The 24,183-nt window shown below is 71.5% G+C and carries 22 protein-coding genes; 9 read left to right on the forward strand and 13 right to left on the reverse strand.

Annotation, left to right across the window (positions count from 1 at the left end; translation table 11 throughout):
* Positions 1-11 precede the first annotated feature (11 nt).
* The 3 genes from K7C20_RS12240 to K7C20_RS12250 are packed head-to-tail and all read left to right on the forward strand — an operon-like array spanning position 12 to position 3,111.
* Positions 12-590 carry a GTP-binding protein gene (locus K7C20_RS12240; protein WP_078889372.1) on the forward strand — a complete coding sequence of 193 codons (579 nt, stop codon included), beginning with the start codon at positions 12-14 and terminating at the stop codon, positions 588-590.
* Entirely contained in the window at positions 587-1,960 is a 1,374-nt protein-coding gene (locus K7C20_RS12245; protein WP_048829888.1) for a cytochrome P450 family protein, read from the forward strand. The genes K7C20_RS12240 and K7C20_RS12245 overlap by 4 nt, the downstream gene beginning before the upstream one ends.
* Positions 1,876-3,111, forward strand: a complete 1,236-nt coding sequence (locus K7C20_RS12250) for a cytochrome P450 family protein (protein WP_053209984.1) — start codon at positions 1,876-1,878, stop codon at positions 3,109-3,111. The genes K7C20_RS12245 and K7C20_RS12250 overlap by 85 nt, the downstream gene beginning before the upstream one ends.
* A gap of 157 nt (positions 3,112-3,268) precedes the next feature.
* On the opposite strand, the gene K7C20_RS12255 is transcribed toward K7C20_RS12250, so the two are convergent.
* The 3 genes from K7C20_RS12255 to leuA form a co-directional block, all read right to left on the reverse strand.
* Positions 3,269-3,976: a TerB family tellurite resistance protein gene (locus K7C20_RS12255; protein ID WP_053209985.1), complete on the reverse strand. Its 708-nt coding sequence runs from the start codon at positions 3,974-3,976 to the stop codon at positions 3,269-3,271.
* Positions 3,977-4,224: 248 nt separating this feature from the next.
* The gene (locus tag K7C20_RS12260) at positions 4,225-5,292 is read right to left on the reverse strand and encodes an SGNH/GDSL hydrolase family protein (protein ID WP_245171624.1); all 1,068 of its coding nucleotides are present in this window, start codon (positions 5,290-5,292) and stop codon (positions 4,225-4,227) included.
* Between the two features lie 185 nt (positions 5,293-5,477).
* Positions 5,478-7,256 (reverse strand): 2-isopropylmalate synthase, encoded by a 1,779-nt coding sequence (gene leuA, locus K7C20_RS12265; protein WP_030085169.1) that lies wholly within the window; start codon positions 7,254-7,256, stop codon positions 5,478-5,480.
* A gap of 327 nt (positions 7,257-7,583) precedes the next feature.
* On the opposite strand from leuA, the gene K7C20_RS12270 reads away from it, so the two are divergent.
* The 4 genes from K7C20_RS12270 (at position 7,584) to K7C20_RS12285 (ending at position 11,792) form a co-directional block, all read left to right on the forward strand.
* Positions 7,584-8,672, forward strand: a complete 1,089-nt coding sequence (locus tag K7C20_RS12270; RefSeq protein ID WP_048829886.1) for a M4 family metallopeptidase — start codon at positions 7,584-7,586, stop codon at positions 8,670-8,672.
* Between the two features lie 112 nt (positions 8,673-8,784).
* Positions 8,785-9,051 (forward strand): protealysin inhibitor emfourin, encoded by a 267-nt coding sequence (locus K7C20_RS12275; protein ID WP_030085165.1) that lies wholly within the window; start codon positions 8,785-8,787, stop codon positions 9,049-9,051.
* A 117-nt stretch (positions 9,052-9,168) separates the two neighbouring features.
* Positions 9,169-10,545, forward strand: coding sequence for a GH1 family beta-glucosidase (locus tag K7C20_RS12280; RefSeq protein WP_030085163.1), 1,377 nt, complete (start codon positions 9,169-9,171; stop codon positions 10,543-10,545).
* Positions 10,542-11,792 carry an MFS transporter gene (locus K7C20_RS12285; protein WP_030085161.1) on the forward strand — a complete coding sequence of 417 codons (1,251 nt, stop codon included), beginning with the start codon at positions 10,542-10,544 and terminating at the stop codon, positions 11,790-11,792. Before K7C20_RS12280 ends, K7C20_RS12285 begins: the two co-directional genes overlap by 4 nt.
* Positions 11,793-11,862: 70 nt before the next feature.
* On the opposite strand, the gene era is transcribed toward K7C20_RS12285, so the two are convergent.
* The 3 genes from era to K7C20_RS12300 all read right to left on the reverse strand — a co-directional run bounded on the left by era (position 11,863) and on the right by K7C20_RS12300 (position 14,393).
* The gene (gene era, locus K7C20_RS12290; protein WP_400846956.1) at positions 11,863-12,810 is read right to left on the reverse strand and encodes a GTPase Era; all 948 of its coding nucleotides are present in this window, start codon (positions 12,808-12,810) and stop codon (positions 11,863-11,865) included.
* Between the two features lie 211 nt (positions 12,811-13,021).
* Complete coding sequence (locus K7C20_RS12295) at positions 13,022-13,387, reverse strand: cytidine deaminase (RefSeq protein WP_030085157.1); 366 nt, start codon at positions 13,385-13,387, stop codon at positions 13,022-13,024.
* Between the two features lie 79 nt (positions 13,388-13,466).
* Positions 13,467-14,393 carry a helix-turn-helix transcriptional regulator gene (locus K7C20_RS12300; RefSeq protein ID WP_030085155.1) on the reverse strand — a complete coding sequence of 309 codons (927 nt, stop codon included), beginning with the start codon at positions 14,391-14,393 and terminating at the stop codon, positions 13,467-13,469.
* A 249-nt stretch (positions 14,394-14,642) separates the two neighbouring features.
* Between K7C20_RS12300 and K7C20_RS12305 the strand changes: the two genes are divergently transcribed.
* Positions 14,643-16,040 carry an MFS transporter gene (locus K7C20_RS12305; RefSeq protein ID WP_053209992.1) on the forward strand — a complete coding sequence of 466 codons (1,398 nt, stop codon included), beginning with the start codon at positions 14,643-14,645 and terminating at the stop codon, positions 16,038-16,040.
* Between the two features lie 261 nt (positions 16,041-16,301).
* Here the strand turns inward: K7C20_RS12305 and K7C20_RS12310 are convergent, their stop codons facing one another.
* From K7C20_RS12310 to K7C20_RS12325, 4 genes are all read right to left on the reverse strand, one after another.
* Complete coding sequence (locus K7C20_RS12310) at positions 16,302-17,645, reverse strand: hemolysin family protein (protein WP_030085153.1); 1,344 nt, start codon at positions 17,643-17,645, stop codon at positions 16,302-16,304.
* Between the two features lie 11 nt (positions 17,646-17,656).
* Positions 17,657-18,154 (reverse strand): rRNA maturation RNase YbeY, encoded by a 498-nt coding sequence (gene ybeY / locus K7C20_RS12315; RefSeq protein ID WP_030085151.1) that lies wholly within the window; start codon positions 18,152-18,154, stop codon positions 17,657-17,659.
* A 66-nt stretch (positions 18,155-18,220) separates the two neighbouring features.
* On the reverse strand, positions 18,221-19,225 hold the full coding sequence (locus K7C20_RS12320; RefSeq protein ID WP_030085149.1) for a PhoH family protein: 1,005 nt from the start codon (positions 19,223-19,225) through the stop codon (positions 18,221-18,223).
* A gap of 188 nt (positions 19,226-19,413) precedes the next feature.
* A complete protein-coding gene (locus K7C20_RS12325; protein WP_053209986.1) occupies positions 19,414-20,559 on the reverse strand; it encodes a carbohydrate kinase family protein in 1,146 nt (381 codons plus the stop codon).
* 66 nt (positions 20,560-20,625) lie between these two features.
* Between K7C20_RS12325 and K7C20_RS12330 the strand changes: the two genes are divergently transcribed.
* Entirely contained in the window at positions 20,626-21,966 is a 1,341-nt protein-coding gene (locus K7C20_RS12330) for a 6-phospho-beta-glucosidase (RefSeq protein WP_030085143.1), read from the forward strand.
* Between the two features lie 156 nt (positions 21,967-22,122).
* Here K7C20_RS12330 and K7C20_RS12335 read toward each other — a convergent pair whose 3' ends face one another.
* The 3 genes from K7C20_RS12335 to K7C20_RS12345 all read right to left on the reverse strand — a co-directional run bounded on the left by K7C20_RS12335 (position 22,123) and on the right by K7C20_RS12345 (position 24,183).
* Positions 22,123-22,752 (reverse strand): MBL fold metallo-hydrolase, encoded by a 630-nt coding sequence (locus K7C20_RS12335; protein WP_030085141.1) that lies wholly within the window; start codon positions 22,750-22,752, stop codon positions 22,123-22,125.
* A complete protein-coding gene (locus K7C20_RS12340; RefSeq protein WP_030085139.1) occupies positions 22,752-23,837 on the reverse strand; it encodes an S-(hydroxymethyl)mycothiol dehydrogenase in 1,086 nt (361 codons plus the stop codon). Before K7C20_RS12340 ends, K7C20_RS12335 begins: the two co-directional genes overlap by 1 nt.
* 64 nt (positions 23,838-23,901) lie before the next feature.
* On the reverse strand, positions 23,902-24,183 hold the full coding sequence (locus K7C20_RS12345; RefSeq protein ID WP_030085137.1) for a hypothetical protein: 282 nt from the start codon (positions 24,181-24,183) through the stop codon (positions 23,902-23,904).

Genomic DNA, 24,183 nt, shown 5'->3' on the forward strand with positions numbered 1-24,183 from the left:
GCACCGGCAACATGTACCTCTCCGGCGAGAACCAGACACTGGTCAAGCTCCTGGTGGCGGGACCGTTCGGGGTCGGCAAGACCACGCTCATCCGTGCGCTGTCCGAAACCCCGCCGCTGCACACCGAAGAGGTCATGACCCAGACCGGCGCGATCGTCGACGATCTCGCCGGCGTCCGGGAGAAGACCACCACCACCGTCGCCATCGACTTCGGGCGGCTGACCCTGCCGGGGGACCTGGTGCTGTACCTGTTCGGCACCCCCGGGCAGAAACGGTTCCGTCCCCTGTGGCAGGACATCGCCCGCGGCGCACTGGGCGCCCTCGTCCTCGCCGACACCCGTCGGCTGGCGGACTCCTTCGAGGTGATGGACATCGTCGAGGAGGCCGGGCTGCGCTACGCGGTCGCGGTCAACACCTTCCCCGACGCGCCCCAGTACGACGTCGAAAAGCTGCGCGAGGCGCTCGATCTGCACCCCGAGACGCCGTTGGTGCTGTGTGACGCCCGCGACCGGGAGCAGTCCGTCGACGCGCTGATCGCGCTCGTCGGGCATGTCCTGGCCCACACCCCCGAGGAGAACCCGAACCCGTGACTTCCCCGCACCAGCCGGGAGCCGCACCGCCACCGGGCTGCCCGGCGCACGCCGCCACCCCGTACCAGCAGGCACCGGCCCAGCCCGACGCACAGACGCCGGTGAAGCTCTACGGACCGGACTTCGCCGCCGACCCGCACCGCTTCTACGCCGAGTTGCGGCAGTACGGTGCGCTGGCGCCGGTCGAGATCGCGCCGGAGGTGACCGCGATGCTGGTCACCGACTACCGGGCGGCCCTCGACCTGCTGCACGACGACGCCACCTGGTCCAAGGACTCCCGGGAGTGGATGACGACCGTCCCGCCGGACACCCCGGTCATGCCGATGCTGATGTGGCGCCCCAACGTCTTCTGGACCGACGGGCCGGCGCACGTCCGCTACCGGGACGTCATCGTCGACAGCTTCCGGCTCGTCGAGCCGCACGAGCTGCGCGCCCGCGTGCACCACGCCGCGGACACCCTGATCCAGCGCTTCGGCGCGCACGGCGAGGTCGACCTGATCGCCGACTACGCGCGGCTGATCCCGCTGCTGATGTTCAACAACCTCTTCGGGATGCCCGACTCCTACAGCGACCGGCTCATCGAGGCCATCGCGGGGATGCTGGACGGCACCTCCCCCGAGGAGGCCGCGGCCGCCAACGAGGCGTACACCAACTACATCATGGAGCTGGTCGGCTCGAAGAAGGCCGAGCGGGGGCTGGACCTCACCTCCTGGTTCATGGACCACCCCAATGCGCTCAACGACGAGGAGCTGATCCACAACATCATCCTCACGATGGGCGCGGGCAACGAGCCGCTCGCCAACCTCATCGGCAACGCGCTGTCGCGGATGCTCTCCGACGACCGCTACTACAACACCCTCTCCGGCGGCGCGCTGACCGCGCACGACGCCATCAACGAGGTGCTGTGGAACGACCCGCCGCTGACCAACTACTCCGCGCACTTCCCGGTCCGTGACGTCTTCTTCCACGGCACCTGGGTGCGCAAGGGGCAGCTGGTGATGGTGTCGTACGCGGCCGCCAACAGCCAGTTCGACACCGGGACACCGGGCTCGGGCGGCGGTTCGCACCTCGCCTGGGCGGCCGGCCCGCACGCCTGCCCCGTGAAGCGGCATGCGCTGCTGATCGCCACCACCGCGATCGAGCGGCTCACCGCCTGGCTCTCCGACATCGAACTCGCCGTGGACGCCCGCGAGTTGCAGTGGCGCAACGGCGCCTTCCACCGGGCTCTGGCCGCGCTCCCGGCCCGTTTCACCCCGATCACCCCCGACCAGGCAGGAGCCACTCCATGGCACAACAGGGACAGCAGCCCTACGTCATCGACCCGGTCGGAAGCGACATCCACGGAGAGGCAGCCCGCCTCCGCGCACTAGGCCCGGCGACGCGGACCGAGCTCCCCGGCGGCATCGAGGCCTGGTCGGTCACCAGCCACACCCTCCTCAAGCAGCTGCTGACCGACGACCGGGTCTCCAAGAACCCGCGGGAGCACTGGCCCCTGTGGCAGCGCGAGGAGATCCGCAGCAGCTGGCTCCAGTCCTGGATCGGCGTCACGAACATGTTCACCGCGTACGGCGCCGACCACCGGCGGCTGCGCAAGCTGATCGCCCCGGCGTTCACGGCCCGCCGCACCGACGCCATGCTCCCGCGCGTGGAGGCCATCACCACGGCCCTCCTGGACGGCCTGGCCGCGCACCCCGCGGGCGAGCCCGTGGACCTGCGGGCCCGTTTCAGCCATCCGCTGCCCATGCAGGTCATCTGCGAGCTGTTCGGCTTCCCGGAGGGCGAGCAGCGCGCCGAACTCGCCCGCCTCGTCGCGGCCATCATGGACACCACGGCCACCCCGGAGCAGGCCGGTGCCACCGCCGCGGCCGTCCATGCGCTGCTGTCCGGCCTGGTCGCCGCCAAGCGCGAGAACCCGGCCGACGACCTGACGAGCCTCCTGGTCTCCGCGCGGGACGACGAGGGCGAGCGGATGACCGAGCAGGAGCTGCTCGACACCCTCCTCCTCGTCATCGGGGCCGGCCACGAGACCACCGTCGACCTCCTCGGAAACGCCGTGCACGCCCTGCTCACCCACCCCGAGCAGCTGAAGATGGTGCGGTCGGGCGAGGTGCCCTGGAACGACGTCATCGAGGAGACGCTGCGCTGGGCTCCCAGCATCGCCGCCCTCCCCCTCCGGTTCGCGGTGGCGGACATCGACCTCCCGGGCGGCCCCACCATCCGCAAGGGCGAGGCGATCCTCCCGGCGTACGCCGCGGCCGGCCGTGACCCCGAGTTCCACGGCGAGGCGGCAGCGGAATTCGACATCCGGCGCACCCGCCAGGAGCACCTCGCCTTCGGCCACGGCGTCCACCACTGCCTGGGCGCCCCGCTGGCCCGTATGGAGGCCCGGATCGCCCTCCCGGCCCTCTTCGCCCGCTTCCCGGATCTTCAACTGGCCGTGCCGTCGGGTGAGTTGGAGCCCACGGGAGGCTTCATATCGGGCGGCTTGCGCAGCCTGCCGGTGCGTCTGACGTCGGGCTGAACCGGCCCGTCCGCGCGCGGAACACGACCCCGTCACCCTGCTGTGGTGGCGGGGTCTTTCCGACGCCCGCGCCGGGTCTTTCCGACGCCTGCGCAGCTTGCGCCTCCCGGGGCCGGTCACGTAGGTGCCGACGCGTCCAGCCGGCCGGACCACGGCCTCAGGACGGGGTGCGTGCCGCCGCCAGCAACCGGTTCGTGTCGGCGGGGCGGAGCATGAGCGCGCCGCCGACCGTGCTCAGCACCTCGCGCTCCGCGGGCGTGTAGGAACCGTCGGCGAGAGCGATGCGCGCGCCCTGGAGGAGGAGCAGTTCGCGGCCGGCGGGGGCGAGATGCGGGGCGAGCGGCTCCAGCGCCTCGTGGAGCTCTATGGCCAGCGCGGTGCCGCACGGGTCCAGGCCCTGGTGGCCGCAGTGGCCGCCGGTCACCGCGTCGTAGGTGCCGGTCAGCCGGCCGGTGTCGGCGGCGAGGGCGGCGAGCAGGGTCAGCAGTTCGTCCTCGGAGCAGTCCGCGAAGCCCGCCGCGCGGACCGTGTCGACGGCGGTCTCACGGACCGCGCGGGAGGAGGTGCCGCCGGCGGCCAGCAGCGCGAGGGTGACGGTGTGGACGGCGTCCCTGAGCATCGCGGAGAAACGGACGGTGGTCGGGTGGTCGAGGGCGTCCGGGCCGAAGTGGCCGCGGCAGGCGGAACACTCCAGGACCGGGCCGGCGGCGCCGCGGGAGAGAAGCGGGACGCCGAGGAGGGTGAGGCGGCGACGGCCGGTCCTGCGGAGGTAGTTGCGGTCCCCGCCGCAGTCCGGGCAGAAGAACTCGCCGTCGGCGACGGTACGCCAGGACGTGCGCACGCCCATCACACACATCTTGTGCATCACGTCAGCCCTCCATAGCCCTCAGGGCAGGGGAGGTAACCCCATGGCCCCATCGCCGTATGGGACGTGATGTTAGCCACATCCGTGATGCGACGTCAGCACCTCGTACCGGACAACTGGCCGGATGCCGAAGGACCCTGCCCGCCCCGAAGGGCGCGGGCAGGCCCGGCCGGCGCGCTGAGGGGGCCCGGCCGCCGCCCGTCGGCCGAGGTCACCGGCCGTGCGGGGTCAGCAACGGTCCGAGGGCGTCAGTCTTGCGGGGGCGTCAACAGCCCGGGGGGCGTACTCCGGCCGTGCTGGAGGACCTTGGCCACTTCCCGTGCCTGGTTGTCCAGTCCGCGGGCGTTGGGGTGGACCAGGGTGCAGGCCTCGCCGGTGCCGGGGATGTCGTTGCACAGTTCCGTCGGCGGGTCGGTCTGGTCGCCGTCACCGGTGAGGTTGTCCCTGATCCCGTACATCCACTTCGTCTCGCCGCTCCGGCAGACGCCGTGGCCCACGCTGGGCCCGTAGGTGTCGACATAGGTCGCGTTCTGGTGTCCTGCGTGCCGGTGCAGCAGGTCGTTCAGGCGCCGTTCGACCCCGTCGAGCCAGGGCATATCGCCCTTCTTGACGCTGCCGAGCTGGTTCCAGTGCAGGAAGGTGCAGCCGGAGTTGTCCGGGACGATGGCCGGATAGCCGACGACGGCGACCTCGGCGTGCGGCGCGGCCGCGTGGATCGCCGTCATCATGCGGCCGAAGTCGGCGTCGAGCCGGTCGAAGCGGTCCTGTAGCCAGTCCGCCCCCGCCCCGCCGCCGGTGTAGTGGTCGGTACAGGGCTTGGTCTTCAGGGGCTGGGTGAGCCCGAGTTCGAGGCACTTGGCCAGGACGGACCCGAAGCCGAGGGAGTTGCCGCCGATGCCGACGGTGACGAAGTCGGTGTCCGCGGACAGGGCTTCCAGCTGCGGGGGCAGCTCGGGCCAGCCTCCCTCGGGCGGGATCGTCGGCGGCCCGAGGATCTTGTCGGACGGTTGGGGCTCCAGGATCCCGTCGACGACCTCGGCCGCTCCGCAGGTCACATCCCTGAGGTGGTAACCGAACCGCTCCGCAACCTGGTGGGGGTAGTTGCGGTACGAGCGGCCGCAGCCGTCCTCGGCGTCCCAGGGGCGGACGAACACTCCGGCGCTGTACGAGTCGCCGAGCGCGACATACTCCGGGCGGTCGGCCGCCCGGGCCGGTGCCGCGGTCGTCGCCGGCGCGAGGGCCGACGCCACCACGGCAAGCGCGGCCGCTCCGGCCAGAGCCAGCCGGGAGAGTGCGGGCATGCGAAGTCTGGTCATCTGCACGTCCTTGGTGTGCGCGCCGGGGCCTGTCCGAGCGGCGCTCATCACCAAAAGTACCAAGACGATTACACACAGTGACATCTGTCGACTTCAAACCCCACGTTCAGGTGGCGGCGCCGCACAACGGCGCACCCCCGCGGCTCGTGCGAGCTGCGGGGGCGCGACGGGAGGCGTCTGCCGGGTCAGCGACCCGCGCGGTTGACGGCGGAGACGACGGCCTTCAGCGAGGCGCGCGTGGTGTTGGCGTCGATGCCGATGCCCCACAGCACCTTGTCGCCGATCGCGCACTCGATGTACGAGGCGGCCAGCGCGGAGGCGCCCTCGCTCATGGTGTGCTCCTGGTAGTCCAGCAGCCGCGCGTCGACGCCGATGCCCTGGAGCGCGTGGAAGAACGCGGAGATCGGGCCGTTGCCGGTGCCGACCAGGACCGTCTCCGCACCGTCCACCTCGGCCTCGACGGTGAGGGTGTCGATGCCGTCCTTGTCGGTGGTGGTCTGGCCGTTCTTGACCTGGATGCGGCCCCACGGGTTCTGGGGGTTGGGCAGGTACTCGTCCTGGAAGGCCGACCAGATGGCGGTGGGCGTGATCTCGCCGCCCTCGGTGTCGGTCTTCTCCTGGATGATCCGGGAGAACTCGATCTGCATCCGGCGCGGCAGGTCCAGCTTGTGGTCGTTCTTCAGGACGTAGGCGATACCGCCCTTGCCGGACTGCGAGTTGACGCGGATGACGGCCTCGTAGGAGCGGCCCACGTCCTTGGGGTCGATGGGCAGGTACGGGACCGCCCACTCGATGTCGTCCACGGTCCTGCCGGCGGCGGTGGCCTCGGCCTCCATGGCGTCGAAGCCCTTCTTGATGGCGTCCTGGTGGGAGCCGGAGAAGGCGGTGTAGACCAGATCGCCCGCGTAGGGGTGGCGCGGGTGGATCTCCATCTGGTTGCAGTACTCGCTCGTGCGACGGATCTCGTCGATCTGCGAGAAGTCGATCTGCGGGTCGACGCCCTGGGAGAACAGGTTCATGCCCAGCGTCACCAGGTCGACGTTGCCGGTGCGCTCGCCCTGCCCGAACAGGCAGCCCTCGATACGGTCGGCGCCCGCCATGATCGCCAGCTCGGCGGCGGCGACGGCGGTGCCCCGGTCGTTGTGCGGGTGCACGGACAGGCATACGTGCTCGCGCCGGGTCAGGTGGCGCGACATCCACTCGAAGCGGTCCGCGTGCGTGGAGGGCGTGGAGCGCTCGACGGTGGCGGGCAGGTTCAGGATGATCTCGCGGCCCTCCTCGGGCTGCCAGACGTCACACACCGCCTCACAGACCTCCAGCGCGAAGTCCAGCTCGGTGTCGGTGAAGATCTCCGGGCTGTACTGGTAGCCGAAGATCGTCTCGTCGCCCAGGATCTTGTCGGCGTACTCCATGACCAGCCGGGTGCCGTCCACGGCGATCTGCTTGACCTGCTCCTTCGAGCCGCGGAAGACGACCCGGCGGAAGGTGGGCGCGGTGGCGTTGTACAGGTGGACCGTGGCGCGGTGGGCGCCGCGCAGCGACTCGACGGTGCGCTCGATCAGTTCCTCGCGGGCCTGCGTCAGGACGGAGATCGTCACGTCCTCGGGGATCGCGCCCTCTTCGATGATCGAGCGGACGAACGCGAAGTCCGTCTCACCGGAGGACGGGAATCCGACCTCGATCTCCTTGTATCCCATGCGGACCAGCAGATCGAACATCTCGCGCTTGCGGGCCGGCGACATCGGGTCGATCAGCGCCTGGTTGCCGTCCCGCAGGTCGGTCGACAGCCAGCGGGGCGCGACGGTGATGCGGTTGTCCGGCCACGTCCGGTCGGGGATGTCGACGGATTCGTAGCGGCCGTACCGGTGGACGGGCATCCCGGAGGGCTGCTGGAGCTGCGTCGCGTTGGTGACCGGGGTGGGCCGGCCGACGGCATGGCCTGCGGGGGTCGACGGATTCGTCATGGTGCGTGGGGCTCCTCGTATGTCCGCTGGGGGTCCTCCCTGCTCCGGGGAGTCAGGGAGAGGCCGACGGGGCGAAAAGATCGCAACACCGAACTCCGCGGGGAGGGGGTCGGCCTACGACTACAGGCCCTCGCCGCGGCAGCTAAGGAGAAGCAGCCCGAAACGCATGATGCACAGCACCTTAGCCGAGGTACGCCCTGTATGGCGGTCGCGTATCAGTATGCGGGACCGGACGCATGTTGTTACCCAAATGCGACCAACCACACTTTTTCGGGAATTTCGGCCGCAGGCAGTGACAGTTGAGTTACACAGTGCCACCGTTTGTCCATGGACCTCAACGACGCACCGTCAGATCCCGCCACCCGCCACACCCCCGTGTTCTGCACGATCATCCCGCCGCACATCCTCGACAACCTCGCCCGGTCCGACGACCCGGAACGGCACGAGCCCGCCCGCCGCACCCTGGAGCACGACCACGCACGGCGCGTCCAGCGGCGCGAGATCGCCGCCGCCGGCGGCCTCACCCCCGGCGAGCCCGGCGCCGCCCCCGACAAGCCCAACCGCACCATCTACGACGCCCGCCACCGGGAGAACCTGCCCGGTCACAAGGTGCACGGGGAGTCGGACGCCCCCGTCAAGGACGCCTCCGTCAACCGCGCCCACGCCGGACTCGGCGCCACCTTCGAGCTCTACCTCAAGATCTACGGCCGCAAGTCCATCGACGGCGCCGGCCTGCCGCTCAACGCGACCGTCCACTATGGCCGGAAGTACGACAACGCCTTCTGGGACGGCGAGCGGATGGTCTTCGGCGACGGCGACAACGACCTGTTCAAGGACTTCACCATCCCCGTCGACGTCATCGGCCACGAGCTGACCCACGGCGTCACGCAGTACACCGCCAACCTCACCTACGAGGGCCAGCCCGGCGCCCTCAACGAGTCCGTCTCCGATGTCTTCGGCGTGCTGATCAAGCAGTACGCCCTCGGGCACACCGCCGCCCAGGCCGACTGGCTGATCGGCGCCGACCTCCTGGGCCCGAACGTCACCGGCAAGGCGCTGCGCTCGATGAAGGCCCCCGGCACCGCCTACGACGACGATGTCCTCGGCAAGGACCCGCAGCCCGCCACGATGAAGGGCTATGTCCGCACGACCGACGACAACGGCGGCGTCCACATCAACTCCGGTATCCCCAACCATGCCTTCTACCTGGCCGCCACCGCCCTCGGCGGCAAGGCCTGGGAGCGGGCGGGGCAGGTCTGGTACGACGTCCTGACCGGCGGCAAGCTCACCGCGAACGCCCAGTTCGCCGACTTCGCCGCCCTCACCATCAAGGCCGCCGAGGCCCGCTTCGGCGCCGGCGCCGAGCACGAGGCGATGGTCAAGGCCTGGACACAGGTCGGTGTGACCCCGAAGTAGCGGCGCCACGAGGTCCGCGGTGCGGGCGCTGCCGACAGGCGCGCCCGCCCCGCGCACGGTTAGCGTGGCCGTACGGGGTAGAAGTCCGTCGGAGACGTCGGAGGAGTCCGTTATGCGCATTCACATTCACCGCACCGGTGGCTTTGCGGGCGTCGACCGCCGCGCCGAGGTCGACACCTCGGGCCGCCCTGACGCCGAAGACTGGCAGTCCCTGGCCAAGGACGCCGTCGCCACCGCCCGCACCGAGCCCCCCGTCGGAGTGCCGGACGGCTTCAGCTACCAGATCACGGTCGACGGCCGGACGGTGTACTGCTCCGATCCGCGGCTCACGGACGAGCAGCGGACGCTGATCACCAAGGTGATGAAGGAAGGGTCGTAGCGGCCGGGGCGCCCTCCCGCGCCCCACCGCACGCCGGGCCCGGGGCTCCGGCATGCCCAACTGCCCGCCGGTTCCCGCCTCTTGACACTGTTACCGGCGGTCACAAAGATCCGGCCCATGACAACGGTGCCGGTCTCCCCCCTGCCCCTGCCCCGCTTCCCCCGCGACTTCCTGTGGGGGGTGTCCACCTCCGCCGCCCAGATCGAGGGGGCGGTGGCGGAGGACGGGCGGGGACGGTCCGTATGGGATGTCTTCGCGGCGGAGGCCGGGCGGATCAAGGACGGGTCGGACGCCCGGGTGGCGACCGACCACTACCACCGCTACCGCGAGGACGTGGGGCTGCTCGAGGAGCTCGGGGCCGGGGCGTACCGCTTCTCGGTGGCCTGGCCGCGGGTGGTGCCGGACGGGGACGGTCCGGTCAACGAGGCCGGGCTGGACTTCTACGACCGGCTGGTGGACGCCTTGCTGGCGGCGGGGATCGCGCCCGTGCCGACGCTGTTCCACTGGGATACACCGCAGGCGCTGGAGGAGCGCGGCGGCTGGCTCGTACGGGAGACCGCCGAGCGCTTCGCGGCGTATGCGGACGTGGTGGCGGGGCGGCTCGGGGACCGGGTGGAGCACTGGATCACCCTCAACGAGCCCGCCGAGGTGACCTTGCTGGGTTACGGGCTGGGGCAGCATGCCCCGGGGCGGCAGCTTCTGTTCGAGGCGCTGCCGGCGGCGCACCATCAGCTGCTGGGGCACGGGCTGGCCGTGCAGGCGCTGCGGGCCCGTGGGGCGACGAACATCGGGATCGCCAACTCGCACGGCCCGACGTGGCGGGCGAGTCCGTCGGAGGCCGACACCGAGGCGGCCGGTCTCTACGACCTGCTGCTCAACCGGCTGTTCGCGGAGCCGGTGCTGCTGGGGCGCTATCCGGACGAGGAGCTGGCGGCGCTGCTGCCGGGGCCGGTCGCCGAGGACCTGAAGGTCATCTCGCAGCCGCTGGACCGATACGGGATCAACTACTACCAGCCGACGCTGGTGGGTGCCCCCGGAGCGGACGGTGCCGGGGCGGCCGACTTCGGCGGGATCCGGCTGCCGCCCGAACTCCCCTTCGCGCCGCGGGAGATCGAGGGGTATCCGCGGACCGATTTCGGCTGGCCGGTGGTGCCGGAGGCGCTGACCGAGCTGCTGGTGACGTTCCGGGAACGGTACGGGGACCGGCTGCCGCCCGTCGTGATCACCGAGAACGGCTGCTCGTACGAGGGGGTTGAGGACGCGGAGCGGATCGCGTTCCTGGACGGGCATCTGCGGGCGTTGCATGCGGCAATGGCGTCCGGGGCCGATGTCCGCGGGTACTTCGTGTGGTCGTTGACGGACAACTTCGAGTGGGCGGAGGGGTACGCCCGGCGGTTCGGTCTGGTGCATGTCGACTACGCGACCTTGGCGCGGACGCCCAAGGCCTCGTACCACTGGCTGCGGGATGTGCTGCGGGAGCAGGCCCGGGGATGAGCGGGCCCGCGGCTCCGGAAGCGCTGGCGGAGCCGTCGGAGCAGGTCGGGCGGGGCTGGACCGCCGCGCTGTCGGTCGCCAACGGGGCGATCTGGGCCGGGTGGTACGGGCCGCTGCAGATACTGCTCGCCCTCCAGGCCGCGGAGCTCGCGCCGCCGGGCTCACCGAAGGAGTCGGTGCTGGCGTGGGTGACGGGGATGGGGGCCGTCGTCTCGATGGTGTCCAGCCCGCTGTTCGGGGCGCTGTCGGACCGTACGACCTCGCGGTTCGGGCGGCGTACGCCGTGGATCGTCGCAGGGGTCGCGGGCGGGGCCGGCGCGTTCGTGCTGCTGGCCGGGGCGGACACGGTGCCGGTGATGGCGCTGGGGTGGTGTCTGGTGCAGCTCACCCTCAATGCGGCGTTCGCGGCGATCACGGCGGCGGTGCCCGACCGGGTGCCGCACCGGCAGCGCGGGGCGGTCGGCGGCTGGCTGGGAGCCGCGCAGATCCTGGGCGTGCTGACCGGTACGGGCCTGGCGACGGCCGCCGGCGGAGTGGCCGCGGGCTATCTCGCCTGCGCCGGTTTCGCGGTGCTGGGCACCCTGCCGTATGTGCTGCTGCACCGGGATCCGGTGCTGCCGGCCGAGCGGCGCCCGGCACTGAGCGGGCGGGCCCTGCTCGCCGGGTTCTGGATCAGCCCGCGCCGCCATCCCGACCTGGGGTGGGCCTGGCTGACCCGGTTCCTGATCAATCTCGGCAACGCGCTGGCCCTGCTGTATTTGCTGTACTACCTGCGGGATGTGCTGCACCGCCCTGACCCGGGTGGCGGGGTGCTGGTGCTGACCGCCGTCAATGGCGTGACGCTGCTGGGCACGGTCGTCGTCGGGGGCTTCTGGTCGGACCGGGTCGGGCGGCGGCAGCCGTTCGTGCTGTGGTCCGGGGTGATCATGACGGTGGCGACCGGGCTGCTGGCCGGATGGCAGACCTGGGCGGGGGCCCTGTGTGCCGCGGCGCTGCTCGGGGTGGGGTTCGGCGTCTTCACCTCCGTCGACTTCGCGCTGATGACGGATGTGCTGCCGGCCGCCGCCCACCGCGGCAAGGACATGGGCGTCATCAACATCGCCAACTCGCTGCCGCAAGTGGCCGCCCCCGCGCTGGCCGCGCCGCTCGTGCACCACCTCGGCGGCTACCGGATGCTGTATGCCGTCGCGGCCGCGGTGGGGCTGGTGGGGGCGCTGCTGGTGCGCAGGATCCGGGGCGTGCCGTAGGGGGTGTCTCCCCTAGGGGTGTCTCCCTGGGACACGCACCGGCCGGCCGGGCCGGGAGCCGGGACCGGGCTCAGAAGCCCAGTTTGCGCAGCTGCTTCGGGTCGCGCTGCCAGTCCTTGGCGACCTTGACGTGCAGATCCAGGAAGACCGGCGTGCCGAGCAGTGCCTCGATGTGCTTGCGGGACTTGGTGCCGACCTCCTTCAGGCGCTTGCCCTTGGGGCCGATGATGATCCCCTTCTGGCTGGGGCGCTCGATGTAGACATTCGCGTGGATGTCCAGGAGGGGCTTGTCGGCCGGGCGGTCCTCGCGCGGGAGCATCTCCTCGACGACCACCGCGATGGAGTGCGGCAGTTCGTCGCGGACGCCCTCCAGCGCGGCCTCGCGGATCAGCTCGCCGACCATGACCTGCTCGGGCTCGTCGGTGAGATCGCCCTCGGGGTAGAGCGGCGGGCTCTCCGGGAGCATCGGCACGAGGAGGTCGGCGAGGAGCGACACCTGGGTGTCGCCGACCGCCGAGACCGGGATGATCTCGGCCCACTCGATGCCCAGCTCCTGGCCGAGCTGGTCGATGGCGATCAGCTGGGCGGCCAGCGCCTTGGAGTCGACCAGGTCGGTCTTGGTGACGATGGCGACCTTGGGGGTCTTCTTGATGCCGGCCAGCTCGGTCGCGATGTAGCGGTCGCCGGGGCCGAGCTTCTGGTCGGCGGGCAGACAGAAGCCGATGACGTCCACCTCGGACCACGTGGTCCGCACGACGTCGTTCAGCCGCTCGCCGAGCAGGGTGCGCGGCTTGTGCAGGCCCGGGGTGTCGACGAGGACCAGCTGCGCCTCGGGGCGGTGCACGATGCCGCGGACCGTGTGGCGGGTGGTCTGGGGGCGGTTGGAGGTGATCGCCACCTTCGTGCCGACGAGAGCGTTCGTGAGGGTGGACTTGCCCGCGTTGGGGCGCCCCACGAAGCAGGCGAAGCCGGCGCGGTGCGCTGCGGAGGACTCTGTACGAACGCTCATGGGGCCCATTCTCCCCGATCCCGGGCCCGGCTCCGACCACCCGTGCCCCGGAGCGCCCCGGCCCGGGGTCCGGTCCGGGGCCGGACGGCAGGGGGACGGAAGGCAGGGGCCGGACGGCAGGGGCGGCCCGCCGCTACCGGTGGGCCGCCCGTACACCGTCGTACGACTCCGGCACTCGGTGCCATACGGCTCCGGCACTCGGTGCCTACGGCTCCGGCACTCAGCCCTGTGCGCCGCCCGCCGGGACGGTGCTGCGCAGGGTGCCGTCGAGGCCCGCGACCAGGACGGGCGTGGCAGGCCCGCCGAGGTCCCGTACGGCCGCGCGGTCCGCGTCGGTGGCGCGCTCGGCGTCGGTGACGAGGGCCGCGGCCTCCAGTGACGTGGCCCCGCTGGCGACGGCCATGGCGACGGCCGTCTGCAGCGCGCTGAGCTTCAGCGACTCCAGGGCGACGGTGCCGGCGACGTACGTGCGGCCGGTCTCGTCGCGTACGGCGGCGCCCTCGGGCACGCCGTTACGGGCCCGCGCCGAGCGGGCGAGCGTGATGATCTTGCGGTCTTCCGGGTCCAGCGGTGCGGTCTCGCTCATACGGGCGAGCATATGCGGGGCGGCGGGGACGGCGGAAAGGGGCAGCAGCCGGCAGGACCGGCCGCCGCCCGGCGGGAGGTCAGCCCGCGACGGAGTACATCCCTCCCCCGCGCTCGGCTCCGCCCCCGCGCGGCGCCCCCCATCGCCGGTCCCCCGCCGCAGTGAGCCGCTCCAGCTTCGCCGCGGTGTCCGTCCCGGGCCGCGGGTTGTGCAGCACGATGTTGAGGTCGGGGCGGACCGGGATCCGCAGCTGGGTGGTCTCGAAGAGCAGGGCACCGACGAGCGGGTGGTCCATCTCCTTGTGCAGCGTGCCGCCGTCCTGGACATCGCCGCGGCCCCACAGCCCGGCGAATTCCGCACTGAGCGCGGAGGCCTCGCGCACGACCGCGTCGAAGCCCTCGTCGCCGGGCCGCGCCGAGCACGCGGCGCGGAACTGGGCCACGACCATGGGGGCGTTCCTCTCCCAGCTGGCGGCCCGCGCGCGGTAGACGGGGTCGGTGAAGAACGCGATCAGGCAGTTGGGCGAGACGCCGGGGCGGCCGTGGCCCAGCACCAGCTGCGCCGCGTCGTTGTGGGCGATGGTGTTCCAGTACGGGTCCATGATGTGCGCCGGGAACGGCATCCAGGCGTCGATCAGCCGCTGGAGGCCCGCGCACACATCGGTGAGGCCCAGTTCCTCGGCGTCCTGCCGCTGCGGAGGGTTCAGCCCGGCCAGGACGTACAGATGCCGCCGCTCGGCGCCGTTGAGCCGCAGCACCCGGGCGACCGCGTCCAGCACCTGCGGCGAGACGGTGATGTCGCGGCCCTGCTCCAGCCACTGGTACCAGGAGGCACCGACCCCGGCGAGGACGGCGACCTCCTCGCGGCGCAGTCCCGGAGTGCGGCGGCGGCCGCCGTCGGGCAGTCCCGCCTCGGCCGGGGTGACCCGGGCGCGGCGGCTCATCAGGAAGTCGCGGAGTTCCTGTCGTCGGCGCGCGGTGTCCTGGCCGGCAATGTTCGAGGCCACGTTTCTCCCCCTGTCGGCGTGGCTGGTGGTGCGGACACCACGATAAGTTCCCGCTCCCCACGGCATATTCCGAAACCGCAGGCTCTTTGCATGCCAGTAACCGAGACCTCACTGCCCACTGCCGCCCCGCCGGGTCCGGGTGCCCGGACGGACGCGCCCGTGGACGCCTCCCCGGCACCGGCCCCGGCCGCGGCCACCGCCGTCTCCGCTTCCGTCTCCGCCACCGCCTCCGCTTCCGCCGACGCGCGGATGACCCTGCGGGCCAAGCTCGTCCTGCTGCTCCTGTGCGCGGCGCAGTTCATCATCGCGCTGGACTTCTCCATCCTGAATGTGGCGCTGCCCGTGCTCGGCAGGGACCTGGGCATGGGCCAGGCGGATCTCCAGTGGGCGGTCACCGCGTTCGCGCTGCCCTCCGGCGGCTTTCTGCTGCTGTCCGGCCGTATCGCCGATCTCTACGGGCGGCGCAAGCTGTTCCTCATCGGGTTCGCGCTGTTCATCGCGGCCTCGGTACTGGCCGCGCTGGCCTGGTCCCCGGCGGCGTTCCTGGCCGGGCGGGCGCTCCAAGGGCTGGGCGCGGCGGTCATCGTGCCCACCGGAATGTCCCTGCTCACCACCACCTTCGCCGAGGGGCCGCAGCGCGAGCGCGCCCTGGGCATCAGCGGCACCGTGCTCTCGATGGGCTTCACCATCGGCATGGTGCTGGGCGGGGTGATGACGGATGCGCTGGGCTGGCGCTCGACCATGGGCCTGCTGTCCGTGGCCGGGGTGGCCGTACTGGCCGTGGCGCCGGTGCTCCTGACCGAGTCCCGGCATCCGCGGCGGCCGCGGATCGATGTGCCCGGCGCGGTCACCGTCACCGGCGGGCTGCTGTCGCTGATCTACGCCCTGTCCACCGCCGCCGAGCGGGGCTTCGGCCACCCGGACGTCCTGGTGACGCTGATCGCGGGCCTGGCGCTGCTGGCCGCGTTCGTGCGGGTGGAGTCGCGGGCCGACCAGCCGCTGGTGTCACTGCCGATGCTGCGCCGCCGGACCGTCGCCTGGGGGAATCTGGCGGGCCTGACGACCTTCGCGATGATGAGCACCGTCATCTTCCTGCTGACGCTCTACCTCCAGGAAGTGCTGCGGCTGTCCGCCTTCCGGACCGGTCTGCTCTTCGGTGTGCAGGGCGTGGTCTCGGCCGTCGCCGGCCTCGTCGCCCCGAAGGTCATCGGCCGGCTCGGCGCCCGCCGCACTTTGCTGACCGGGCTGCTGCTCCAGGCCGGTTTCACGGCCGCGCTGCTGGGGCTGGGCACCGGCACGGGGATGTGGCTGGCCCTGATCGGGGTGACCTTCGCCAGCCTCGGCCATCTGTGGGCGATCATCTCCTACGGCGTGACCGCCACCTCCGGCGTCCCGGATGCCGAGCAGGGTCTGGCGACCGGCCTGGTCACCAGCTCACAGCAGGTGGGCATCACCCTCGGCATCCCGCTGCTGAGCGCGGTCGCCACGGCCCATGTCGCCGCACTGCGGACGGCGGGCAGCGGCTTCGCCGAGGCCACGCTCGGTGGCATCAAACTGGGGCTGGGGCTGGATGCGGCACTGGTCGCGGTGGTCGCGGTGCTGGTCACGGCCGGCCTGCGGACGCCCCGTGCGACGCGCGGCGAGTGAGGGAGAAGGTGGCTGCCCCGGACCCCCGCGCCGGGGCAGCCTGCGCGGCACGATTTCTTTCGCGATTTCTCTCACGCATGACGGTCGCGCTCCCGGCGACCGCCTGAAGATCTTTCCATGAGGCGCACCGCGGAATCCAGCGCGACCGGAAATGGCTTGCAGAACATTTCTGGTGCACTGGAGATAAGTAGCTTTGTGGAGTGTGGTGGCGGGAAATATTCCTGCCACCACAAGTAATTACGCGGCGAATTCCGCACACGTTCAGCCGGCGGTGCGGCCGCCCGCCCAGGGCTCCTCGGACGCGCTCGCGCCCTCGGACCGCACCGGCTCGCACAGCACCGTGATGATCTTGTTGCGGCGTCCTGCCGGTGACTCCGCGGTCAGCCGGAGCGCCTTCAGGCCCGGGTCGGAGGCGTCATCGGAGAGGTCGACCTCGGCGGTGGCACCGGCGATCGGGACCCGGCCGAGGAGCTTGGCGAGCAGGCCGCCGACCGTTTCGACGTCCTCGTCGTCCAGCTCGGCCAGCCCGTACAGCTCGCCGAGGTCACCGATGTCCAGCCGGGAGGTGACGCGATAGCGGCCGTCGCCGAGCTCCTCGACGGGCGGCAGTTCACGGTCGTATTCATCGGTGATCTCGCCGACGATCTCTTCCAGGATGTCCTCGATGGTGACAATTCCGGCGGTGCCGCCGTATTCATCGATGACCACCGCGACATGATTGCGGTCCTGCTGCATTTCGCGCAGCAGATCACCGGCATTCTTGGTGTCGGGGACGAAGACGGCGGGGCGCATGGCCGTGGAGACCAGCTCGTTCTCGGCGTCGCGGCTGATGTGGACCTTGCGGGCGAGGTCCTTGAGGTAGACCACGCCGACGACGTCGTCCTCGTTCTCGCCGGTCACCGGGATACGGGAGAAACCGGAGCGCAGAGCGAGGGTCAGCGCCTGGCGGATGGTCTTGAAGCGCTCGACGGCGACCAGGTCCGTCCGCGGCACCATCACCTCGCGGACGAGGGTGTCGCCGAGCTGGAAGACGGAGTGCACCATCCGGCGCTCCTCGTCCTCGATCAGCGACTCCTTCTCCGCGAGGTCGACCAGCGAGCGCAGCTCGGCCTCGGAGGCGAACGGGCCCTTGCGGAAGCCCTTGCCGGGCGTGAGGGCGTTGCCGAGGAGGATCAGCAGCTGCGGGACCGGGCCCATGATGCGGGCCAGCGGCAGCAGCACATAGGCGGCGGCGGTGGCGGTGTTCAGCGGGTGCTGGCGGCCGATGGTCCGCGGCGAGACGCCGACGGCGACGTAGGAGACCAGCACCATCACGGCGGTGGCGACGGTCAGCGCCTGCCACGTCTTGTCGAAGGAACGCAGACAGGCGTAGGTGACCAGGACACCGGCGGCCATCTCACAGCCGACCCGCACCAGCAGCGCGACGTTGAGATAGCGGGTGGGGTCGGCGGCGACGGCGGCGAGCTTGGCACTGCCGCGGCGGCCGGAGCGGACGGCTTCCTCGGCCCGGAAACTGGTCGTACGGGCCAGGCCGGCCTCCGCGCAGGCGGCGAGCCAGGCGATCACGACGAGCAGGACCGCGACCGCGATCAGCTGGGTGGTCATCGGGGGTCCCGTCAGGTCACGGTGGGAGCCGGCGAGGGGCCGGTCAGGCCCTGCTCGGTCCGCCAGCCGTCGATGATCGCCGCCTGAAGGCCGAACATCTCGGCCTTCTCGTCCGGCTCCTCGTGGTCGTAGCCGAGGAGGTGGAGCACGCCGTGGACGGTGAGCAGCTGGAGCTCCTCGTCCATGCTGTGTCCGGTCGGGGCGTCCTCGCCCTGCTTCTTGGCGACCTCCGGGCACAGCACGATGTCACCGAGGAGCCCCTGCGGGGGCTCCTCGTCGTCCTTGGCCGGCGGACGCAGCTCGTCCATCGGGAAGGACATGACATCGGTCGGCCCCGGCAGGTCCATCCATTGGATGTGCAGCTGCTCCATGGCCTCGGCGTCCACGACAATCACGGACAGCTCGGAGAGCGGGTGGATACGCATCCGGGCGACGGCGTAGCGGGCGACATCCAGGATGGCCTGCTCGTCGATGTCCGTGCCGGACTCGTTGTTGACGTCGATGGACATGGGGGAGTTGCGTCTCACTTCTGTTTGCCGGGCGCGGGCCGGCCGGTGGTCCCGGCCGGCCGGGGCTCACTTGCCGTTGAGGCTGTCGTACTTCTCGTAGGCGTCGACGATACGGCCGACCAGCTTGTGGCGGACCACGTCCTGGCTGGTGAGCAGGGAGAAATGCACATCGTCGACGCCGTCCAGGATCTCCCGGACCTGGCGCAGACCGCTCTTCGTGCCGCCGGGCAGGTCCACCTGGGTGACATCGCCGGTGATGACGATCTTCGATTCGAACCCGAGGCGGGTGAGGAACATCTTCATCTGCTCGGGATTGGTGTTCTGCGCCTCGTCGAGAATGATGAACGCGTCATTGAGCGTCCGGCCGCGCATATACGCCAGCGGGGCGACCTCGATCGTGCCCGCGGCCATCAGGCGCGGGATGGAGTCGGGGTCGAGCATGTCGTGCAGCGCGTCGTAGAGCGGACGCAGATACGGGTCGATCTTCTCGTAGAGGGTGCCGGGCAGGAAGCCCAGCCGCTCGCCGGCCTCGACCGCGGGGCGGGTCAGGATGATGCGGTTGACCTGCTTGGCCTGGAGCGCCTGCACGGCCTTGGCCATCGCGAGGTAGGTCTTGCCGGTGCCGGCCGGGCCGATGCCGAAGACGACCGTGTGCTCGTCGATGGCGTCGACATAGCGCTTCTGGTTGAGCGTCTTGGGCCGGATCGTGCGGCCACGGTTGGACAGGATGTTCTGGGTGAGCACCTCGGCGGGCGTCTCACTGACCGCTCCCTCGCCGTCCTCCGCCGCGCGCAGCATGGCGATGGAGCGTTCCACTGCGTCCTCCGTCATCGGTTGTCCGGTGCGGAGCACCAGCATCATCTCGTCGAAAAGGCGCTGGACGAGGGCGACCTCCCCGGCGTCGCCGACAGCGCTGACTTCATTGCCCCGGACATGGATGTCGGTCGCCGGGAAGGCTTTTTCGATCACGCGCAGAAGGGAGTCTCCGGATCCCAGGACCGTGACCATCGGGTGTTTGGCCGGGACGGTGAACTGGGCGCGCGCCTGCGGTTGCGTGGGTGTCTGAGTCATGGGGCGGCTCGGTGGCCTGCTCAACCCCCATCCTTTGCTCGTATGAGGTGCCTGCCTGCACTCGACCTGCACTCGACCTGCACTCGACTCCTTGGGATACAAGAGTACGACGGGGCACCGACAAGCCCGAGGGCTTTTCCTGCCGGGGCGGGGCGGCCGGGGCGCACCCTGCCCGGTCCCGGGGCCGCTCAGGCCGGGCGGCGGAAGCCGATCGTCGGGACGGCGCGGGCCAGCGGGGCGGGCCGGTAGGCGGCGGGAAGCACCTCGTCCAGGAAGGCGTACTGGCGGCGCAGCGCGCCCGGCGCACCCGCCTCGCAGGCGCGCACCTGCTGCCACCAGCCGGCGATCTCGGCCCATCCCGGCGCGGACAGCGATCCGCCGAATTCCTGCACGGACAGCGCGGCGCTCAGCCCCGCGAAGGCGAGCCGTTCGGCGAGCGGCCAGTCGGCGAGCGTGCCGGTGACGAATCCGGCGACGAAGACGTCTCCGGCGCCGGTCGGGTCCAGCGCCTCCACGGCGATGGCGGGCACCTCGGCGCTCTCGCCGGTCCGCCCGTCCACCGCGTAGGCGCCCTCCGCACCCAGCGTGACCACCGCGAGCGGCACCCGGTCGGCGAGCTTGCGGGCGGCGGCGCGCGGGCAGTCCGTACGGGTGTAGCGCATCGCCTCCTCCGCATTGGGCAGGAACGCCTCGCAGTGTTCGAGGTCGGCCAGGTCGGCCGGGTCCCAGCGGCCGCTGTCGTCCCAGCCCACGTCCGCGAAGATGCGGCTGCCGCGGCCGGCCGCGCAGCCCAGCCAGGCTTCCCGCCGGCCCGGTACCAGCGAGGCGATGCAGGCGCGGGACGGCGGCGGGCAGCCCGGGGCGTGCTTGCCGTCGAAGGCGAAATCGGGCGGCGGCGCCTCGTGGCCGTGCGAGACCATCGTGCGCTCGCCCTCGTACGCCATGGAGACGGTGACCGGGGAGTGCCAGCCGGGGACGGTGCGGGACAGCGCCAGGTCGATGCCCTCGCCCTGTTCGAGCGCCTCCCAGCAGTACTCGCCGTAGTGGTCGTCGCCGAAAGCGGCGGCCAGCGAGGTGCGCAGGCCGAGCCGGGCCAGCGCGGTGGCCATGTTGGCGACTCCGCCGGGGCTGGAGCCCATACCGCGGGCCCAGGACTCGGTGCCGCGGACCGGGGCGGAGTCCAGGCCGGTGAAGACGATGTCCAGGAAGACCGTGCCGGTGAGATAGACGTCGGTGGGCGGATCGCCGGCGGCGCGCACCCCTGCCAGCGGATCGAGGGCCGGTGGCACTGCGGCCGGGCCCGCGGGCGGAAGGTCATCGCGTCGGCTGCTCACCGTGCTCGCTCCTCTCGTATCGGCACGTGCCGCCAGTGTGCCTGATGCTGCGGTACGTTCCGCCCCATGAGGCTGACGATTCTCGGCGGGGGCGGCTTCCGGGTGCCGCTGGTCTACCGCGCACTGCTGGACGACCCGGCACACTCCGTCTCCGAGGTGGTGCTGCACGACACCGATCCACGCCGGGTGGCGGTGATCGCCGACGTGCTGACGCGGCTGGCGCACGGGCATCCGGCGCCGGTGCCCGTACGGGTCGCGGACGGGCTGGACGACGCGCTGGCCGGCGCCGGCTTCGTCTTCTCGGCGATCCGGGTGGGCGGGACGGCGGGCCGGATACGCGACGAACGGATCCCGCTGTCCGAGGGCGTGCTCGGCCAGGAGACGGTCGGCGCGGGCGGTGTCCTCTACGGGCTGCGGACGATCCCGGTGGCGCTGCACATCGCCGAGCGGGTCGCGGCGCTCGCCCCGGGCGCCTGGGTCATCAACTTCACCAACCCCGCGGGCATGGTCACCGAGGCGATGTCCCAGGTGCTCGGCGACCGTGTCATCGGGATCTGCGATTCGCCGGTGGGGCTGGTGCGCCGGGCGGCGCGGGCGGCCGGCGCGGACCCGGCCGCGCTCGGGGACCCGGACCGGACCGGCTACGACTACGTGGGGCTCAACCACCTCGGCTGGCTGCGGTCGTTGACGCTGGACGGCACCGAGCTGCTGCCGGGGCTGCTCGCCGACGACGCCGCGCTGGGCTCCTTCGAGGAGGGCAGGCTCTTCGGCGCCGACTGGCTGCGGACCCTGGGCGCGCTCCCCAACGAGTATCTGCACTACTACTACTTCCGCCGCGAGACCCTCGGCTCCGTACGGGACACCAGGGAGACCCGCGGCGAATTCCTCGACCAGCAGCAGGGCGGCTTCTTCGAGCGGGCCGCGGCGGCCGGCGACCCGGACCGGGCGTACGCGCTGTGGGAGCGCACCCGGCTGGAGCGCGAGGAGACCTATATGGCGCACAGCAGGGAGGCCGGCGGCGGCTGGCAGCGCGACAGCCACGACCTGGAGGGCGGCGGCTACGACCGGGTGGCGCTGGCGTTGATGCACGCCATCCTGGGCGACAGCGGGACCCGGCTGATCCTCAATGTGCGCAACGGGACGACCGTGCCGCAGCTGGCGCCGGACGCGATCGTGGAGACGGTGTGCGAGGTGACCGCACGGGGCGCCCGGCCGCTGTCCTGCGCGCCGCTGCGGGAGGACCAGTTGGGGCTGATGCTCCAGGTCAAGGCGGTGGAGCGGGCGACCGTGGAGGCCGCGACGTTCAAGGACCGCGGCGCCGCGCTACGGGCGCTGGCGCTGCATCCGCTGGTGGACTCCCCCGCGGTGGCCGCCCGCATCCTGGAGCGGGCGGCCACGGAGGCGTGAGGGCGGAGGCGTGAGGGCGGAGGCGTGAGGGCGGAGGCGTGAGCCCACGGAATACCCTCCGCCCCCGCCGCGTTCTGGCCCGCAAGGGGCGCCCGGAACCCCTACGGGATCTGTGCGCCCCTGCCCTTAGTGGCCCCCTCCCCTTCGTGGTCCCCCTTAGTGGCCCCGCTTGAGCCACTCCTCCAGATGCGGGGCCTCCGCGCCGATCGTCGTCGCGTCGCCGTGTCCGGTACGCACCTGCGTCGTGGGCGGCAGAGTCAGCAGCCGGTCCCGGATCGAGGCCACGATCGTCGGGAAGTCCGAGAAGGACCGCCCGGTGGCGCCGGGGCCGCCCTGGAAGAGGGTGTCGCCGGTGAAGACGGTGCCCAGCTCGGGCGCGTGGAGGCAGACCGCACCGGGCGCATGGCCCGGGGTGTGCAGCACGGTCAGGTCCGTACCGGCGATGGTCAGCACCTGGCCGTCCGCCAGCTCCGCGTCCGGCGCGGTGTCCGGGTGGGTCATCTTCCACAACGGCAGGTCGGCGGGGTGCAGATGGATCCGGGCGCCGGTGCGGGAGGCCAGCGCCGGGGCCGCGTCGATGTGGTCGTTGTGCCCATGGGTGCACACGATCGCGCGCAGCGTCCGGCCGCCGAGGGCTTCGAGGATGGCGTCGGCGTCATGGGCGGCGTCGATGACGATCGCCTCGTCGTCGTCGCCGACGATCCAGACGTTGTTGTCGACGTCCCAGGTGCCGCCGTCGAGGGAGAAGGTTCCGGAGGTGACCAGGTGGTCGATACGGGCCGCCATCAGAGCGTCACCACCGAACGCAGGACATCGCCCGACTCCATCCGCGCGAAGGCCTGCTCGACGTCGTCGATGCCGATGGTCTCGGTGACGAACGCCCCCAGGTCGATCCGGCCCTGAAGATGCAGATCGACCAGCATCGGGAAGTCGCGGGAGGGCAGGCAGTCGCCGTACCAGGAGGATTTGAGGGCGCCGCCGCGGCCGAAGACGTCCAGGAGGGGGAGTTCCAGGGTCATGTCCGGGGTCGGCACGCCCACCAGGACGACGGTCCCGGCCAGGTCGCGGGCGTAGAACGCCTGCCGATAGGTCTCGGGGCGGCCGACCGCGTCGATGACGACATCCGCGCCGAAGCCGCCGGTCAGCTCGCGGACCGCTTCGACCGGGTCGGTGGAGCGCGAGTTGACCGTATGGGTGGCGCCCATGGAGCGCGCGGTCTCCAGTTTCCGGTCGTCGATGTCCACCGCGATGATCGTGACCGCACCGGCCAGCCGCGCGCCCACCACGGCCGCGTTGCCGACGCCGCCACAGCCGATGACCGCGACCGAGTCGCCCCGGCCGACGCCGCCGGTGTTGATCGCGGCGCCGATGCCCGCCATCACTCCGCAGCCCAGCAGCCCGGCCGCCTCGGGCGCCATCCGGGGGTCGACCTTGGTGCACTGTCCTGCGGCGACCAGCGTCTTGTCGGCGAAGGCGCCGATGCCCAGCGCCGGGCTCAGCTCCGTGCCGTCCTTCAGCGTCATCTTCTGGCGGGCATTGTGGGTGTCGAAGCAGTACTGGGGACGGCCGCGCAGACACGCACGGCACTGGCCGCACACCGCACGCCAGTTGAGGACGACGAAGTCGCCCGGCGCCACGTCGGTGACCCCGTCGCCGACCGACTCCACGACACCGGCCGCCTCGTGCCCGAGCAGGAACGGGAAGTCGTCGTTGATGCCGCCCTGCTTGTAGTGCAGATCGGTGTGGCACACCCCGCACGCCTGGATCTTCACCACGGCCTCGCCGGGACCCGGATCCGGCACCAGGATGGTCTCCAGCCGGACCGGTTCGTTCTTCCCCGGCGCAATCACGCCGCGCACTTCCTGTGCCATCGGGACAGCCCCTCTCACAGATCACCTACGGGACCACTGTGGCGCACCGCCACTGAGCCGTGCCTCACCGTACGCGTGCCGGGCCACCACGCACAGGACCACGGCCGGGTCCGTGATCTTTGCCCCATGGCCGCAGGCCGCGCGCCCGCTCGTGGTGCCCGCCGCCGCGGACCAGCGCGACGCCGGCGGCCGCCAGGACGCCCACCACCGACAGTCCGATCAGCCCGCCGCGGGTCGAGCCGGTGGCGTCCTGGAGGATCCCGAAGGCCGTCGGCGAGACGAACCCTCCGAGGTTTCCCAGGGAGTTGGCGAGCGCGATGGCGGGCGCCGCGGTCCGGGCGTGCAA

It is taken from the genome of Streptomyces decoyicus (assembly GCF_019880305.1).
Taxonomy (GTDB): domain Bacteria; phylum Actinomycetota; class Actinomycetes; order Streptomycetales; family Streptomycetaceae; genus Streptomyces; species Streptomyces decoyicus.